12 protein-coding genes are annotated in these 14,652 nt (G+C 75.1%); 5 read left to right on the plus strand and 7 right to left on the minus strand.

The window, feature by feature from the left end:
• Positions 1 to 157: 157 nt before the first annotated feature.
• Both BGO37_RS16400 and rpsT read left to right on the plus strand, forming a co-directional pair.
• Positions 158 to 685, plus strand: coding sequence for a type II toxin-antitoxin system PemK/MazF family toxin (locus tag BGO37_RS16400; protein WP_291756661.1), 528 nt, complete (start codon positions 158 to 160; stop codon positions 683 to 685).
• A gap of 117 nt (positions 686 to 802) precedes the next feature.
• On the plus strand, positions 803 to 1,063 hold the full coding sequence (rpsT, locus tag BGO37_RS16405; RefSeq protein ID WP_291756662.1) for a 30S ribosomal protein S20: 261 nt from the start codon (positions 803 to 805) through the stop codon (positions 1,061 to 1,063).
• Between the two features lie 69 nt (positions 1,064 to 1,132).
• On the opposite strand, the gene BGO37_RS16410 is transcribed toward rpsT, so the two are convergent.
• Together BGO37_RS16410 and BGO37_RS16415 are read right to left on the minus strand one after the other, a co-directional pair.
• The gene (locus tag BGO37_RS16410) at positions 1,133 to 2,452 is read right to left on the minus strand and encodes a helix-turn-helix transcriptional regulator (protein WP_291756663.1); all 1,320 of its coding nucleotides are present in this window, start codon (positions 2,450 to 2,452) and stop codon (positions 1,133 to 1,135) included.
• Positions 2,453 to 2,534: 82 nt separating this feature from the next.
• Positions 2,535 to 2,663, minus strand: coding sequence for a hypothetical protein (locus BGO37_RS16415; RefSeq protein ID WP_291756664.1), 129 nt, complete (start codon positions 2,661 to 2,663; stop codon positions 2,535 to 2,537).
• 198 nt (positions 2,664 to 2,861) lie between these two features.
• On the opposite strand from BGO37_RS16415, the gene BGO37_RS16420 reads away from it, so the two are divergent.
• Together BGO37_RS16420 and BGO37_RS16425 are read left to right on the plus strand one after the other, a co-directional pair.
• Positions 2,862 to 3,590 (plus strand): EAL domain-containing protein, encoded by a 729-nt coding sequence (locus BGO37_RS16420; protein WP_291756666.1) that lies wholly within the window; start codon positions 2,862 to 2,864, stop codon positions 3,588 to 3,590.
• Positions 3,591 to 3,657: 67 nt separating this feature from the next.
• Positions 3,658 to 4,290 carry an EAL domain-containing protein gene (locus BGO37_RS16425; protein ID WP_291756668.1) on the plus strand — a complete coding sequence of 211 codons (633 nt, stop codon included), beginning with the start codon at positions 3,658 to 3,660 and terminating at the stop codon, positions 4,288 to 4,290.
• 127 nt (positions 4,291 to 4,417) lie between these two features.
• On the opposite strand, the gene holA is transcribed toward BGO37_RS16425, so the two are convergent.
• The 5 genes from holA to leuS form a co-directional block, all read right to left on the minus strand.
• A complete protein-coding gene (holA, locus tag BGO37_RS16430; RefSeq protein ID WP_291756669.1) occupies positions 4,418 to 5,437 on the minus strand; it encodes a DNA polymerase III subunit delta in 1,020 nt (339 codons plus the stop codon).
• Between the two features lie 35 nt (positions 5,438 to 5,472).
• Entirely contained in the window at positions 5,473 to 6,939 is a 1,467-nt protein-coding gene (locus BGO37_RS16435; RefSeq protein WP_291756670.1) for a ComEC/Rec2 family competence protein, read from the minus strand.
• A 188-nt stretch (positions 6,940 to 7,127) separates the two neighbouring features.
• Entirely contained in the window at positions 7,128 to 7,934 is an 807-nt protein-coding gene (locus tag BGO37_RS16440; RefSeq protein WP_291756672.1) for a ComEA family DNA-binding protein, read from the minus strand.
• Between the two features lie 639 nt (positions 7,935 to 8,573).
• The gene (locus BGO37_RS16445; RefSeq protein ID WP_291756674.1) at positions 8,574 to 9,779 is read right to left on the minus strand and encodes a DegV family protein; all 1,206 of its coding nucleotides are present in this window, start codon (positions 9,777 to 9,779) and stop codon (positions 8,574 to 8,576) included.
• Between the two features lie 5 nt (positions 9,780 to 9,784).
• Positions 9,785 to 12,703: a leucine--tRNA ligase gene (gene leuS, locus BGO37_RS16450; RefSeq protein WP_291756675.1), complete on the minus strand. Its 2,919-nt coding sequence runs from the start codon at positions 12,701 to 12,703 to the stop codon at positions 9,785 to 9,787.
• 159 nt (positions 12,704 to 12,862) lie between these two features.
• On the opposite strand from leuS, the gene BGO37_RS16455 reads away from it, so the two are divergent.
• Positions 12,863 to 14,647 carry a helicase HerA-like domain-containing protein gene (locus tag BGO37_RS16455; protein WP_291756677.1) on the plus strand — a complete coding sequence of 595 codons (1,785 nt, stop codon included), beginning with the start codon at positions 12,863 to 12,865 and terminating at the stop codon, positions 14,645 to 14,647.
• The last annotated feature ends 5 nt before the right edge of the window (positions 14,648 to 14,652 follow it).

Raw genomic sequence — 14,652 nt, forward strand, 5'->3', positions numbered from 1 at the left:
GGCCGACGCTAGGTGTCGATTGTCACGGGCGCGTAACAACGGGCGGCGCGTCTGTGACGCCTGGTCGCAGGCCTGGCGGACGACGAAGCAACCAGCCGTCGTCCCGCTGCCGCGGTACTGCCCGGGCGGCCCGGCCGCGGGTCGTTAGGGTGCCGCCATGGCGAACGGCTGGCGGGAGCTGCTGCGGGGCGGTCTGCGGGCGGTCGCCCGCGTGGCCCGGGCCGGCACCCGGACCCCGCGCCCGCGCGGCCCGGGCGTGCCCCGGCCGACCGGGCACGTCGCGCTCCCCGACTACCCCCGGCGGCTCACGCCTGCCTACGCGCCGTCGCTCGACGGCGACGCCGACCCGGGCGAGGTCGTCTGGACCTGGGTGCCGTTCGAGGACGACCCGTCGCAGGGCAAGGACCGGCCGGTGCTCGTCGTCGGGCACGACGAGCCCTACCTGCTGGGCCTCATGCTGACGAGCAAGGACCACAGCCGGAACGCCGCCAAGGAGGCGCGCCAGGGCCGGCACTGGATGGACATCGGCAGCGGCGGCTGGGACGCCCAGCGCCGGCCCAGCGAGGTCCGTCTCGATCGGGTGCTGCGGATCGACCCACGCAGCGTGCGGCGCGAGGGCTCGGTCATGCCGCGGCCCCTGTTCGACGAGATCGTCGCTTCGCTGGTCGAGGTCAAGGGCTGGTAGCATCGTCCCTCGCGTGTCCGCCCGGGTTCGCACTGGCGTCCCCACCGCCCTGGTTCCCCGCGGCCGGCACTGCCCTCAGACGTTCCCGACCAGCACTTCTTTCGAGGAAGACCACACGTGGCAAACATCAAGTCCCAGCTGAAGCGGATCAAGACCAACGAGAAGGCCCGCCTCCGCAACAAGGCCGTGAAGTCCGAGCTCAAGACCTACGTCCGCCGCGTCCGCGAGGCCGTCGCCGCCGCCGACAAGGACAAGGCCACCACCGCCCTTGTCGACGCGTCGCGCAAGCTCGACAAGGCCGTCTCCAAGGGCGTCATCCACGCCAACCAGGCCGCCAACCGGAAGTCGGCGCTGGCGAAGTCCGTCGGCGCGCTCTGAGCGCACACCGTCCACGCACGAAGGAGGGCGGCCCCTGACGGGGCCGCCCTCCTTCGTCGTTCCGGCGGTTCAGACGATCCAGGCCTGCTCCGCGACCGTCGGAAGGCTGACCCGGAAGCCGGCCTCCGAGAGCGCGAAGTCATAGGCCCTGACCGCGGCGTCGATGTCACCGTGGGCGCGGTAGCGGTCTCCCAGCTCCCGCCACGCGGCGGCCGACTGGCGGGAGGCGGCCATCATCGCCAGCATGTCCGCGGCCCTCTGGTAGTCGCCGTCCGCCTCGACGACGCGGCCCTGGGCGTACAGCGCGTCGGCAAGGTGGAGCAGCGCCTGCGCCGTCTCGAGCCGGGGGCCCTCCCCCAGAAGGCCGATCGCCTCGCGCGCGAGTGTCTCCGCGTCGACCGCCTGACCCAGCAGCAGGTGAGCGCGGGACATCTCCCCGGCGGCCCGCGCACGGTCGACGGCCGTGCCGATCACCTCCAGCGCGGGGGCGGCACGCCGCAGCTCGTCGAGCGCGGCGTCCGGCTCCGGGGGGTCCGACCGGAGGAGGAGCCACGCGTAGTTCAGCCGGAGCCGTGGCACGTCGCGATCCGACTCGCCCTCCGACAGGAGTGCCAGCGCGCGCTCGGTGTAGCGCTGCGCCAGCTCGTAGTCGTGGCGCTCCTGGGCGACCAGTGCAGCGTTCCAGTACACCGATCCCCGGCCGCGCGGCGAGCCGAGGGACTCGGCCAGACGGATCAGCTCGGCGGCGCGGTGCGTCGCGAAGAGCAGGTCGCCGCGCTCAACGTAGGCCCACAGGACGGTCGAGCCGAGGCGCAGGTGCTCGTCGGTGCCGACGAGGTCCTCCTTGGCGAGCCAGTCCAGCTCGGTCTCGCCCACCTCCACGCTCCGGTGGAGGTCGCCGCTCTCGATGTAGACGAAGACGAGCCTGCTGGCGATCCGCGCCGCGTCCAGGAAGTGGCCCCTGTCGCGCTGCTCGCGGAGCAACGGCTCCAGGATGTCCGCCGCCTTCTCGAGGTCGCCGAGGGGCGCACAGCACAGTGCGGCCAGCTCGAGGGCGTCGACACGAAGGGACGGCGTGACGTGGCTCAGGTCGATGGCCTCGACGCGCTGCAGCGCCGCTGCCGCGTCGCCGTTGGCGAGGTCCAGGCGTGCGAAGTTCAACGCAAGGCGCGCGCGGGCTTCGTTGGGCCCGTCCTCACCGTGCTTCAGGAACTCGACTGTTGTCGACAGCCGAGCAGCGAGCACCGCGAGGGCGGCATCGGTGGGTTCCCGATGCCCCGACTCGATGAGCGAGATGTAGCTCGGGGAGAACGAACTCCCTGCTAGCGCGGTCTGCGAGAGGCCGGCGGCAACACGAAGTACGCGCACACGGTCAGCAATCGAGGTCATGCGAGTCACCCTAACTGTGACGGGCGATTCGCATGAGTCACAGGCCCGTTTTTCGCCCGCTCTCAGCGGGCGACCGCTGGAGTCAGTTCACGGTCCAGCAGCAGCCCGAACCACCGGCGTCGACGACCGACGAGGCAACGGCGGGGACGCCGAGGCCGAGCAGCGCGAGGATCGTGGCGGAAGCGGTGGCGATCTTGATAATGCGGGACATGACGGGCTCCTAGTCATCCAGGTTGTGCTACAGGGTCATGCCCATCATGACAGCCCAGGAAGGCCATGTCTGCCTCTGTCGCCTGGGAAAACGGTGATGTGTCTCACCCGCTCGGATGAACGTCGTTGTGACCACCTTTCCCAAAATCCACCCACCCGGGAAGGCGACCGGACGCCGACCGTGTGATGTTATGAGCCCGTGACCAACTGGAGCGATGAAGGCGGGCTCGCCTGGCTCGCCGCCGCGGTCGATGCCGCCATCCCCGAGGCGCTGCAGCGGGAGTGGGCCGAGCACGTCGCTCGGATCCCCGTCCTCGTCGCCCGGCAGCCGATCTTCTCCGAGCACGGCCGCACGTTCGCCTACCAGCTGTCGTTCCGGTCACCGGACCACCACCCCGAGCTCGCGTCCGCCTGGAGCCAGCGCGAGCACGAGCGAGCCACGGAGCACGTCCTCGCCGCCACGTTCGGGCGGGCGGACCTCGAACGCGTCGCGCGAGGCCGCCTCCTCTTCGTCCGCTGCCCGCGGGCGTACCTCGTCGGCGACCTGCCCTTGCCGCCCCGGCCCGACCGTCTCGTTCTCGAGGTGTGCTGCACCGACCCGCCTGACGCCGAGATGCTGGCCGGCCTGCGCCGGCTGCGTGCCGAGGGCTTCCGGATCGCGCTGCCGGCGTTCGCCGACCGCCCCGGCCAGCGCGAGTACCTGCCGTTCGCGGACTTCGTCAAGCTCGACGTGCGGGACCTCGACGTCGAGGGGGTGCCGGTGGTGCGCGCGGCGAGCTCGCACGGCGCGGTGCTCGTGGGCGAGTACGTCGAGGACCGTCGCGCCCTTCTGCACGCTCGCGAGCTCGGCCTCACCCTGTTCCAGGGCAACCTGCTGGCCCGCGCGGGCATCCTCGACCGGAGCGACGCTCGGCCCGTGCTGCCCTGACGACCTCCGGGCCGAATGACCGGCCGAAGTCGCGTCATGGATCGCGTGCCGCGTCCTCCCATTACTCGTGACCCTCGGAGTGCAGAACGTCGCGCCGCTCGCCCTGCGGCGGGCGGGCGACGTCCGGCGGCCCGTCGCCCGGCAGCCGATCTGGACGCCGGACGGAGTGCTCGTCGGTCACGAGTACCTCTATCGGTCCGCCGAGGGGCTGCCCGCCGGCGTCGACCGGTGGATCGACGAGCGGCAGGAGGACGCGAGCGCCTCGGTGCTGGCGTCCGTCTTCGACGGGGACGGCCCCGACGGTGACGAGCTGGTCTTCGTCAACGTGACCGGCTCGTTCCTCACCGGCGAGCGGACGCTCCCGCCCGCGACCCGGCTCGTCCTCGAGGTCGTCGAGTCGGTCCGAGCGTCGCACGCGGTCCTCCAAGGACTGCCCACGCTGCGCGACGAGGGCTACGCCATCGCTGTCGACGACTACGTGGCCACCCCGGACCAGGTCGCGATGCTCCCGTTCGCCGACTACGTCAAGGTCGACCTGCGCGACATGGCCCGGCTGACGGGCCGGGCGCTCGACGTCGCCCGCCGCTACGGCGCGCGCCTGGTGGCCGAGCACGTCGCGGACCGCCGCCTGGTCCACACGGCGGTGCAGCTCGGGTTCGACCTGCTCCAGGGCGACGTGCTCGGGGCCGCGCGGACCTGAGCACGCCCGGTTCCGTCCGCGCGTCGCCGACGGCCTGCCCGGTGACATCCGACACGGTGCGTCCGGTGACCGCCGCACGTCGCGCGCCGCCAGCGCTCCACCACGGGTCGGCCCCCGATGCGCGGCGTCAGCGGCCGGCGGCCGCCGCGATGGCGAGGACAGCGCGCTCCACCGCGAACTGCGCGTCGCGCCCCTCGCCCTTGACCGCCGCGTCCGCCTGGGCGACGGCCGAGATCGCCGCCGCCAGCCCCTCGGGCGTCCAGCCCCGCAGCTCCCGCGTGGCCCGGTCGATCTGCCACGGCGCGAGCCCGAGCTCGCGCGCCGCCTCGGCGCCACGCCCGCGCACCGCTCCGACCTTGGCGAGCAGCCTGAGGCGCGCCGCGAGCGCCGCCACCAGCGGCACCGGGTCGAGGCCGGTCGCGAGCGCGTGCCGCAGCAGAGCCACGGCCCGGCCCGACTCCCCCGCCACGGCGGCATCGGCGACCTGGAAGCCGGTCGCCTCGACACGGCCGCCGTAGTACCGCTCGACGGCGTCGGCCCCGACGACCCCGGTGGTGTCGGCCGCCAGCTGCGAGCAGGCCGCCGCCAGCTCACGCAGGTCGCTTCCCACGGCGTCGACCAGCGCGCGCAACGCCTGCCCGTCGGCCCGTCGGCCCGCGCGCCGGAGCTCGGCGGACGCGAACGCCAGCTTGTCGGAGTCCGACGTGATCGGGTCGCACACGATCTCGGGCGCGCCCGCGGCGCGGATCGCGTCGAGGAGTGCCTTGCCGCGCTGGCCGCCGGCGTGGCACAGCACGACGACGGCCGAGTCCAGCGGCGCCGCGACGTATCCGAGGGCGTCGGCCATCAGGTCGTCGCCCGCGCGGTCGAGACCGTCGACCACGACGACCTTCGCGTCCGAGAACAGACTGGGGCTCGTCAGGACCGCGAGCATGCCGGCGGTGTACTCGACGGCATCGGTGCGCTCGACGCCGACCTCGGCATCGGCCGCCCTGGCACGGGCGACGATCCGGTCGACGGCCCGCTCGACCAGCAGCTGCTCGGCACCCCGGACCAGCACGATCGGCGCCGGCTCGGCCTGCTCCCACGTGAGCGGGGGCGGACCCGACGACGAGCCGCGCGACGGACGGCGGGTGGCGGGTGGCACGGGGGTCAGCCTGCCAGAACGCACCGACGGTCACGTCATCGCCCGGCCGATCGCCCCGTGCGCAGGAGCAGTGCCGCGGTCGAGATCGACACCGCGGCGAGGGCAACCACCCCCACGGCGCCCGGCGCCCAGCCGACGGTCGCGGCCGGCGCCGCCGACACCGCGCGGGCGACGGCGGCGATCCACCAGCACGCCGCCCCGCCCAGGTGGGCCAGCACGAGTGCCGCGCCGGGCCACACGGGTGCGAGCAGCGCGGCGGCGACCCCGCAGACGGTGGCCGGGCCGACCGCGGGCGCGACGAGGACGTTGGCCAGCAGCGTGTAGGCGCCGATCTGGGGCCGCACCGCCAGCAGCACGGGCCCGCAGGCGAGCTGTGCCGCGAGGGGCACCGCGACCGCCGCCGCCACCGCGCGCCCGAGCCGCGGCGCCCACCGCTCGGTCCACGGACCGGCGAGGAGCACGATCGCCGCGGTGGCCGCGACGGAGAGCGCGAAGCCCAGATCGACCGCGAGCCACGGGTCGACGAGCAGCAGCACGACGACCGTCGCCGCCAGCGCCGCCGGTGCGCGCGACGGACGTCCCGCGAGCAGCCCGACGAGGGCCACCGATCCCATGACTGCCGCGCGCAGCACGCTCGGCTGCGGCCCCACGAGGAGCACCAGAAGCACGTCGGCGAGCAGCACGGCCGCTGCGCGCGCGGGTCGGGGCAGTCGACAGGCCGCCGCTCCGGCGGCGACGAGCGCCCCGATGATCGCGAAGTGCGAGCCGGACACCGCGACGAGGTGGGTCAGCCCGGCGACCTTGAAGTCGGCGGAGAGGTCGTCGCCGACCCGCGACGTGTCCCCGAGCGCGACACCCAGCAGCAACCCGCCGGCGTCACCCGGCACCTGGGCGACGACCGCGCGGGCCGATGCCCGGACCGTCCCGACCCATCGGTCGACGCCCGCAGGGCCACGGACCGTGGTCGCCGCACCGGGGGCGACGAGCGTCGCGATCGCCCGGTCGGTGCTCGAGGCCGCCGGCTGCAGCCGGCCCGTCACCACGACGGTCGCACCGAGCGCGGGCGGGTCACCGCCGCCGAGCACGAGGACATCGCCGTGCGCGGTTCGCGCCCGACCTCGCGCCTCGACGGTGTCGACCGAGAGCGTGTAGCGAACACGAGCCGTCGACCCCTGCCAGGCCGCCCGCAACGGGACCGGGTCGTCGGCGACCGTGCCGCGCACCGTGGCCGTCCACGCTCCCGCGACGGCCTCGGCCAGCGGTCCGCTCGCCCGTTCGTGCCGCAGGGCGACCCCCACCGCGAGCACACCCACCAGGACGAACACGGCGAGCGCCAGGCCTGCCACCGCGGCGCCTGCCCTCGGACGCCGCCGGGCCGTCCGGGTGTGCACGAGCGCGCCGGCGCCCAGCGCGGCGCCGGCCGCCAGGAGCGCGACCAACGTCTGTCCCGGCCATGCGACGGTGAGGGTCGCGCCGGCCCACGCCGCCGCCGCGGCGGGCACCAGTCGCAGGTCGAGGCTGTCCCCCGCGCCACCCGACCCGTCGAGATCCCCGTGGTGACCGGCCCGCCCAGCGGCTGACCGTTGACGGTGCGGGGACGCGGCGAGGCGCTCGTCGGGCGGCCCCGCGGTGGTCGCCCCTACGCCGGTCGAGCCGGTGCCGCGCCGGCCGCGCGGGGGCCGGACCCAGGTCATACCCGCACCAGCGGGCGCAGCCGCTCGAGCAGCGTCGGCCCGACGCCGGACACCTCGTCGAGCTCGTCGACGGACCTGAACGGCCGGCGGGCGACGATCCGCTGGGCCAGCACAGGCCCGACGCCGGGCAGCTCGTCGAGCTGGGCCGGCGTCGCGGTGTTGAGGTCGAGCGGGCCGGCCGGGCCGCCGGCCGGTGTCCCCTCCGGCGCGGCGTCCGGGTCACCGGGACGAGGAACGACCACCTGCTCGCCGTCCACGAGCGGGCGTGCCAGGTTGAGCCGCGCCAGGTCCGCGTCGCCGGTCGCTCCCCCGGCGGCCGCCACGGCATCCAGCACCCGGGAACCGACCGGCAGCCGCACCACGCCGGGTCCGGCCACGGCGCCGACGACGTGCACGACGACGAGCCCCGGGCCGGCGGACGCCGTCGGGCGCGGGGCATCGGTCGCCCCCGACCCTGCGGTAGCCAGGGGTGCGGGCTCGGGCAGCTCGACCGCCGAGCCCGGTGTGAGGGCGACGGAACGCAGCACCACGGCACCCACGACGAGCGAGACGGCCAGCGCCGCCGTCCCGGCGGCGCGCCAGGACACCGCCCACCGCAGGCGTCGCTTGTCGCGCGGACGGCGCACACCCCCCGGCGCCGGTTCCTCGTCCTCGACGTCGTACGGGTCCGGGTGGGTGCGGGCGTAGTCGTCGGCGGCGACGCGCGCGGCGCCCGGCACCCACCCGCCCCGCCCGGCCGCGGCCCTGGGCACCGCCGACGAACCCGGCTCCTCCGGAGGTGCCACGCCGACAAGGGGCGTCACCGGCGCTCCCCCGGCCCGACCGCCTGCCGCCGCAGCCGGAGGGGCGACGGCCGCTGGGGCGGCGGCCGGTGGAGCGACGGCCGATGGAGCGACAGCCGATGGAGCGACAGCCGATGGAGCGACAGCCGGTGGAGCGACAGCCGGTGGAGCGACAGCCGGTGGAGCGACAGCCGGTGGAGCGACAGCCGGTGGAGCGACAGCCGGTGCGGCGGCGGCCGGTGGGGCGGCGGCCGGTGCGGCAACGGGTCCGTCAGGGACGACGGCCGAAGCTTCCTCCGGAGCGACCGACGTCGGGGGGAAGGAACCCGCGCCGGTTCCCGTGGCCGGTGGCGGCGCAGCCAGCGGGTCCGACGTGCCGAGGCGCGCGCGCGGCACGGCCGCGACCACACCGCGTAATCGCCGGGCGGCGGCGGAGCGCTCGGGCGAGGACACCCACGCACGCTAGGGAGGGCACGTCCCACCGGGCATCGCCGGTCGACGTGCGCGTGCCGGGCGGCGCGTCGACGAGGGCTGTGGGCGGCTGGCGGCACCGCGGGTCCTTTGAGGCGCGAGGATCAGGCCGGCGCGAGGAGCAGGCCGGCGCGAGGATCAAGCCCACGCGACGATCAGGCCCGCGCGACGATCAGGCCGGCACGACGATCAGGCCGGCGCGACCACCACGGCGAGGAGGCCCGGACCGACGTGCGCGCCGAGCACGGCGCCGGCGTCGGAGGTCACGGTCTCGCAGGCCCGCGGCCCGAGGGCCGCGGCGATCCGTGCCGCCATCTCGGAGGCCACCTCCGGCTCGCCGAGGTGGTGGACCGCCACCAGGACGCGCTCGTGGCGCTCGGCCGCCGCCACGGCGACCGCCTCGAGGCGGGCGCGGGCCGCGCGGCGAGTGCGGATCTTCTCCGCCACGACGACGCGCCCGTCCGCGACGGTGAGCAGCGGCCGCATCCCGAGCACCGTGCCGAGGGCGGCCGCCGGAGAGGACAGCCGCCCGCCGCGCCGCAGGTGCTCGAGGGAGTCGACGAGGAACCACACCCGCGCCGCCGCGGCTGCCGCACGGGCCGCCTCGGCAACCTCGTCGGGCCCGGGAAGGCCGGCACGCCGCACGGGCCCCGGGCGGTGCGTCGCGCCGGGCAGGTGGAGCGCCTCGGACAGGTGCCGCGGGTCCGGCAGGTGCAGCCCCTCCGGCAGGTGCAGGGCACGCGGCAGCCGCCGAGGGTCGAGCCGGTCGAGCACGCCGTGCGGGGCGCCGGGTTCGAGCCCACCGGCCGTCGCCGGTCGCGAGACCGGGCGGCCGGTGGTGGCGTCCGCACGCGAGCGATCGCGACCGGCCGCGTCGACGTCTCGGCCGGCGACGCCTCGCGGGCCAGCCGCCCCCGCGGCCGCGCCTCCGGCCCGCGACGCGGGCGGCAGGACGCGGCGCTCGTCGCGCGGTACCCCGGCGGCCGTCCACGCCGCAGCGAGCGCAGCCGAGCCGAGGGCCATCGCGGCCGTCCGTGAGTCGACGACGTGCACGGGGAGCGGCGCCCGCTCCGCGGCGGAGTGCGCCGCCCCGACGGTTCCCGACAGCTCCCCCGACAGGTGCACCGAGACGACCGCCTCGGCGCCGGCCGCGGCGGCACGGGCGTAGGCCCGTTCGAAGGCCTCGGGGGCCGGCTGCGACGTCGACACCCGCGCGCCGCGCCGCAGCGCCTCGACCAGGGCGGCGGGCGGGAGCGAGACACCCTCGGTGAACCGCTGCCCGTCGACGACGACGTCGAGCGGCACCACGGTCACGCCCCACCGCTCGGCGGCGCCGGCCGGCAGGGCGGCGGTCGAGTCGGTCACCACCGCCACGCGGTGGCGGGCGGCGGGCATCGCGCTCAGGCCGGGACCACGTTGACCAGCTTCGGCGGCACGACGACCACGGTGCGCACACCGCGGCCGTCGAGCGCCCGCTGCACCCCGGGATCAGCCAGCGCGAGCGCCTGCAGCTCGTCCTTCGTCGCCGCCGGCGACACCTCGACGCGGCCGCGCACCTTGCCGGCCACCTGCAGCACGCAGGTGACGGTCTCCTCGACGAGGTAGGCCGGGTCGGCGACGGGGAACGGGTGGTACGTCAGCGACTCGTCGTGCCCCAGCCGCGACCACAGCTCCTCGGCGATGTGCGGCGCGATCGGCGCCGTCATGAGCACGAGGGGCTCGACGGCCGCACGCGGCACCCGGTCCAGCGTCGTCAGGTGGTTGTTGAGGACGATGAGCTTGGCGATCGCGGTGTTGACCCGCATCGCGGCCATGTCCTCGGTGGCGTCCGCGATCGCGCGGTGCAGCACGCGCAGCGTCTCGGTCGTGGGCTCGTCGTCCACCACCGTCGTCGCGCCCGTCTCCTCCGAGACGACGTTGCGCCACAGCCGCTGCAGGAACCGTTGCGCGCCGACGACGGCCCGCGTCTCCCACGGCCGCGACAGGTCCAGCGGGCCCATCGACATCTCGTAGACGCGCAGCGTGTCGGCGCCGTAGGCCGCGTACATGTCGTCGGGCGAGACGACGTTCTTCAGCGACTTGCCGATCTTCCCGTACTCGCGGTTGACCGGCTCGCCCCGCCACGAGTAGCCGGTGGCCGACGAGACGTCCTCCTCGACCTCCTCGGCGGGCACGTATACCCCGCGCTCGTCGGTGTAGGCGTACGCCTGGATGTAGCCCTGGTTGAAGAGCTTGTAGAACGGCTCGCCGGCGGTGACGTACCCCAGGTCGTAGAGCACCTTGTGCCAGAACCGCGCGTACAGCAGGTGGAGCACCGCGTGCTCCACGCCGCCGACGTACAGGTCGACGCCGCCGATCGAGCCCTCGGGCTGCTCGCCGTGGCCGGGCCCCATCCAGTACCGCTCCAGCGCCGGGTCGATCACCTGGCCGGACGCGTGCTCGGGGTCGAGGTAGTGCAGGTAGTACCAGCACGAGCCGGCCCAGTTGGGCATGGTGTTGGTGTCGCGGCGGTACTGCCTGGGCCCGTCGCCCAGGTCGAGCGTGACGGCGACCCAGTCCTCGTTGCGGCCCAGCGGTGCCTCCGGCTCGGAGTCCGCGTCCTCGGGGTCGAACAGGCGCGGCGAGTAGTCCGGCACCTCGGGCAGCGTCACGGGCAGCGCCGAGTCGGGCAGCGCGATCGGCAGGCCGTCCTCGTCGTACACCACCGGGAAGGGCTCACCCCAGTAGCGCTGCCGGCTGAACAGCCAGTCGCGCAGCCGGTAGGTGGTCCGCTCCTCGCCCTGGCCACGCGCGGCGAGCCAGGCGATGATCCGGGCCTTCGCCTCGAGCACCTGCAGCCCGTCGAGGCTGATCTCGTCGTTCGAGGAGTTGATGACCGTGCCGTGGTCGGAGCGGGCGGACTCGTCGTCCTCGCCCTCCACCGTGTAGACCACCGGCAGCTCGTAGGCGCGGGCGAACGCGAAGTCGCGCTCGTCCCCGCCCGGGACCGCCATGATCGCGCCGGTGCCGTAGCCCATGAGGACGTAGTCGGCGGTGAAGACCGGCAGCAGGTCGCCGTTGACCGGGTTGATCGCCAGGTGACCGGTGAACACACCCGTCTTGCGGCCGGCGTCAGCCTGGCGCTCCACGGCGGAGCGGCCGGCGGCGAACGCGCGGTAGGCCGCGACCGCCGCCGCGGGGTCGTCGTACCCGTCCGTCCACGCCGACCGGGTGCCGTCCGGCCACGCGGCCGGGACCTCGTCGAGCAGCGGGTGCTCGGGGGCGACCACCATGAACGTCGCGCCGAACAGCGTGTCCGGCCGGGTGGTGAAGACCTCCAGCAGCCGGCCGCCGACCACGTCGAAGCGGACCGTGGCGCCCGTGGACCGCCCGATCCAGTGACGCTGCATCAGCCTGACCTTCTCGGGCCAGTCGATGCGGTCCAGGTCGTCGGCGAGACGGTCGGCGTACGCGGTGATGCGCATGTTCCACTGCCGCAGGTTCTTGGAGAACACCGGCATGTTGCCGCGCTCGGAGCGGCCGTCGGCCGTGACCTCCTCGTTCGCGAGGACCGTGCCCAGGCCGGGCGCCCAGTTGACCGGGGTGTCGCTCAGGTAGGCCAGGCGGTGCGCGTCGAGCACGCGGCGCCGCTGCGTGCGCGTCAGCGCGGCGTACGACGAGCCGGCGGGAACGCCGTCGACACCGTCCGGCACCGCACGGGTCCCGGCGAGCAGCCCCGCCTCGAGCTCGGCGATGGGCCGCGCGCGGCCGACGCCGCCGTCGGGGCGGGGCGCGGACTCGTCGTACCAGGCGTTGAAGATCTGCAGGAAGATCCACTGCGTCCAGCGCATGTAGCCCGGGTCGATGGTCGCGAAGCTGCGGCGCGGGTCGTGCGCCAGCCCGAGGCGGCGCAGCTGACGCCGCATGATCGCGATGTTCGCCTCGGTGGTCGTCCGCGGGTGCTGCCCGGTCTGCACCGCGTACTGCTCGGCCGGCAGGCCGAACGCGTCGAAGCCGAGCGCGTGCAGCACGTTGTCCCCGCGCATGCGACGGAAGCGGCCGACGACGTCCGTGGCGATGTACCCCAGCGGGTGACCCACGTGCAGGCCCGCCCCCGAGGGGTACGGGAACATGTCCATGACGAAGAAGGCGCGGCTCGCCGGGTCGGCGTTCCGGCCGTGGGCGTCGGTGAGGTCGCCGATCGGGTTCGGCGTCGAGAAGGTGCCGCGCGCGTCCCACTCGTCCTGCCAGCGGGCCTCGATCTGGGCGGCGAGGGCGGGCGTGTACCGGAAGGGTGTCTCGGTGCCCGCGGTGGTGGGGATCTCCTGCGACGACGTCACCCCGGGAGTTTATCGGCGGCGCGGTCCCGGCCCTGACCGCGGGCCAGGCCACCGGCTCGCCCCGCACCGGCCGGGCCCGACGGTCGCGCCGCCCGGTTCGCAGGTCAGAGACCATGTCGCCCCGGGTGCGGCCTGACGGCCCGCTCCTAGACTGCGGCCATGTCGCAGAACCCGGACGAATCGGCCCAGCCCAGCCTCGCCGACCTGCAGGCAGCGGCCGCCCGTGCCGCCGCCGCGGCGGCCGAGGCCCGTGCCCAGGCGGCAGAGGCCGCCGCGGCCGCGGCACAGGCCGAGCTCGCCGCGGCCCAGCAGGGCGCCGGCGCGGCGGACGTCGCGCCGGCCGGCGGCACTCCCGTCCCGCCACCAGCCGCCGCGCCGGCACCGGCCGCTCCGGCTTCGTCGGGCAGCGCCCTGGCGCAGAGCGTCGCCGCGGGCTACGCGTTCGCCGGCCCGACGCTCGCGCTCGGCGCCCTGCTCGAGGACGGCACCCCGGTGCCGTCGGCGCAGGTGGCCGTGCCACTGGGCATGCTCAACCGGCACGCGCTCGTCGCCGGCGCCACCGGCACCGGCAAGACCCGCACCCTCCAGCTCATGGCGGAGCAGCTGTCGTCGGCCGGGGTGCCCGTCTTCGTGGCCGACATCAAGGGCGACCTCACCGGCCTGGCCGTCGCGGGCACGCCCAGCGACAAGCTCACCGCCCGCACGCAGGCGCTCGGCCAGCAGTGGGCGCCGGCGGCCTTCCCGGTCGAGTTCTACGCGCTCGGCGGCCTGGGGCACGGCGTCCCCGTGCGCACGACGATCTCCGAGTTCGGACCGCTGCTGCTGAGCAAGGTCCTCGGGCTCAACCAGACCCAGGAGTCGAGCCTCGGGCTGATCTTCCACTGGGCCGACCAGAAGGGGCTGCCGCTCCTCGACCTCAAGGACCTCCGCGAGACGGTGACCTACCTGACGTCCGACGAGGGCAAGGAGGAGCTCAAGGGCATCGGCGGCCTGTCCCCCGCGACCGCCGGCGTCATCCTCCGCGAGCTGGTGACGTTCGAGTCCCAGGGCGCGGAGGCCTTCTTCGGCGAGCCGGCGTTCGAGGTCTCCGAGCTGATGCGCACGGCCGCCGACGGCCGGGGCGTGATCTCGGCGATGGAGCTCGCCGCGGTGCAGGACCGCCCGGCGCTCTTCTCCACGTTCCTCATGTGGCTGCTGGCCGAGCTGTTCCAGGCGCTGCCGGAGGTGGGCGACCCGGACAAGCCGAAGCTCGTCTTCTTCTTCGACGAGGCGCACCTGCTGTTCGCCGACGCCTCGAAGGAGTTCCTCGACGAGGTGATCCGCACGGTGCGGCTGATCCGCTCGAAGGGCGTCGGCATCGTGTTCGTCACGCAGTCGCCCAAGGACGTGCCCGCCGACGTGCTGGGCCAGCTCGGCAGCCGGGTGCAGCACGCCCTGCGCGCGTTCACGCCCGACGACGCCGCCGCGCTGCGCGCCGCCGCCCGCACCTACCCCACCTCGTCGTACGACCTGGAGCAGACGCTGCAGCAGCTCGGCACCGGCGAGGCGATCGTCACCGTGCTGAGCGACCGCGGCACGCCCACCCCGGTCGCCTGGACCCGGCTGCGCGCGCCGCAGGCGTCGATGGCCGCCGCGCCGGAGGCCACCGTGGTGGCGACCGTCGCCGCGTCGGCGCTGCAGGCGACCTACGGCACCGCTGTCGACCGGCAGTCCGCCTACGAGATCCTCACCGCCAAGGCGCAGCAGGCCGCGGCGGACGAGCAGGCGCAGGCCGACCAGGAGGCGCAGGCGAAGGCCGACCAGCAGGCGGCGCGGGCCGAGCGCGCGCCGGGCGGCCGGTCACGGCCGGAGCCCAGCGCGTTCGACACGATCCTGCGCGCCGCCAACAGCCCGTTGGGCCGTCAGATCACGCGCTCCGTGCTCGGCACGCTCCTCAAGCGCTGACCGGG

Source organism: Cellulomonas sp. 73-92 (genome assembly GCF_001898175.1).
Taxonomy (GTDB): Bacteria; Actinomycetota; Actinomycetes; order Actinomycetales; family Cellulomonadaceae; genus Cellulomonas.

Bases quoted from the DNA above. Each gene is read 5' to 3' on its own strand.
- BGO37_RS16400 (WP_291756661.1), top strand. From the start codon at position 158: ATGGCGAACGGCTGGCGGGAGCTGCTGCGGGGCGGTCTGCGGGCGGTC.
- BGO37_RS16410 (WP_291756663.1), bottom strand. From the start codon at position 2,452: ATGACCTCGATTGCTGACCGTGTGCGCGTACTTCGTGTTGCCGCCGGC.
- BGO37_RS16415 (WP_291756664.1), bottom strand. From the start codon at position 2,663: ATGTCCCGCATTATCAAGATCGCCACCGCTTCCGCCACGATCCTCGCG.
- BGO37_RS16445 (WP_291756674.1), bottom strand. From the start codon at position 9,779: ATGCCCGCCGCCCGCCACCGCGTGGCGGTGGTGACCGACTCGACCGCC.
- BGO37_RS16455 (WP_291756677.1), top strand. From the start codon at position 12,863: ATGTCGCAGAACCCGGACGAATCGGCCCAGCCCAGCCTCGCCGACCTG.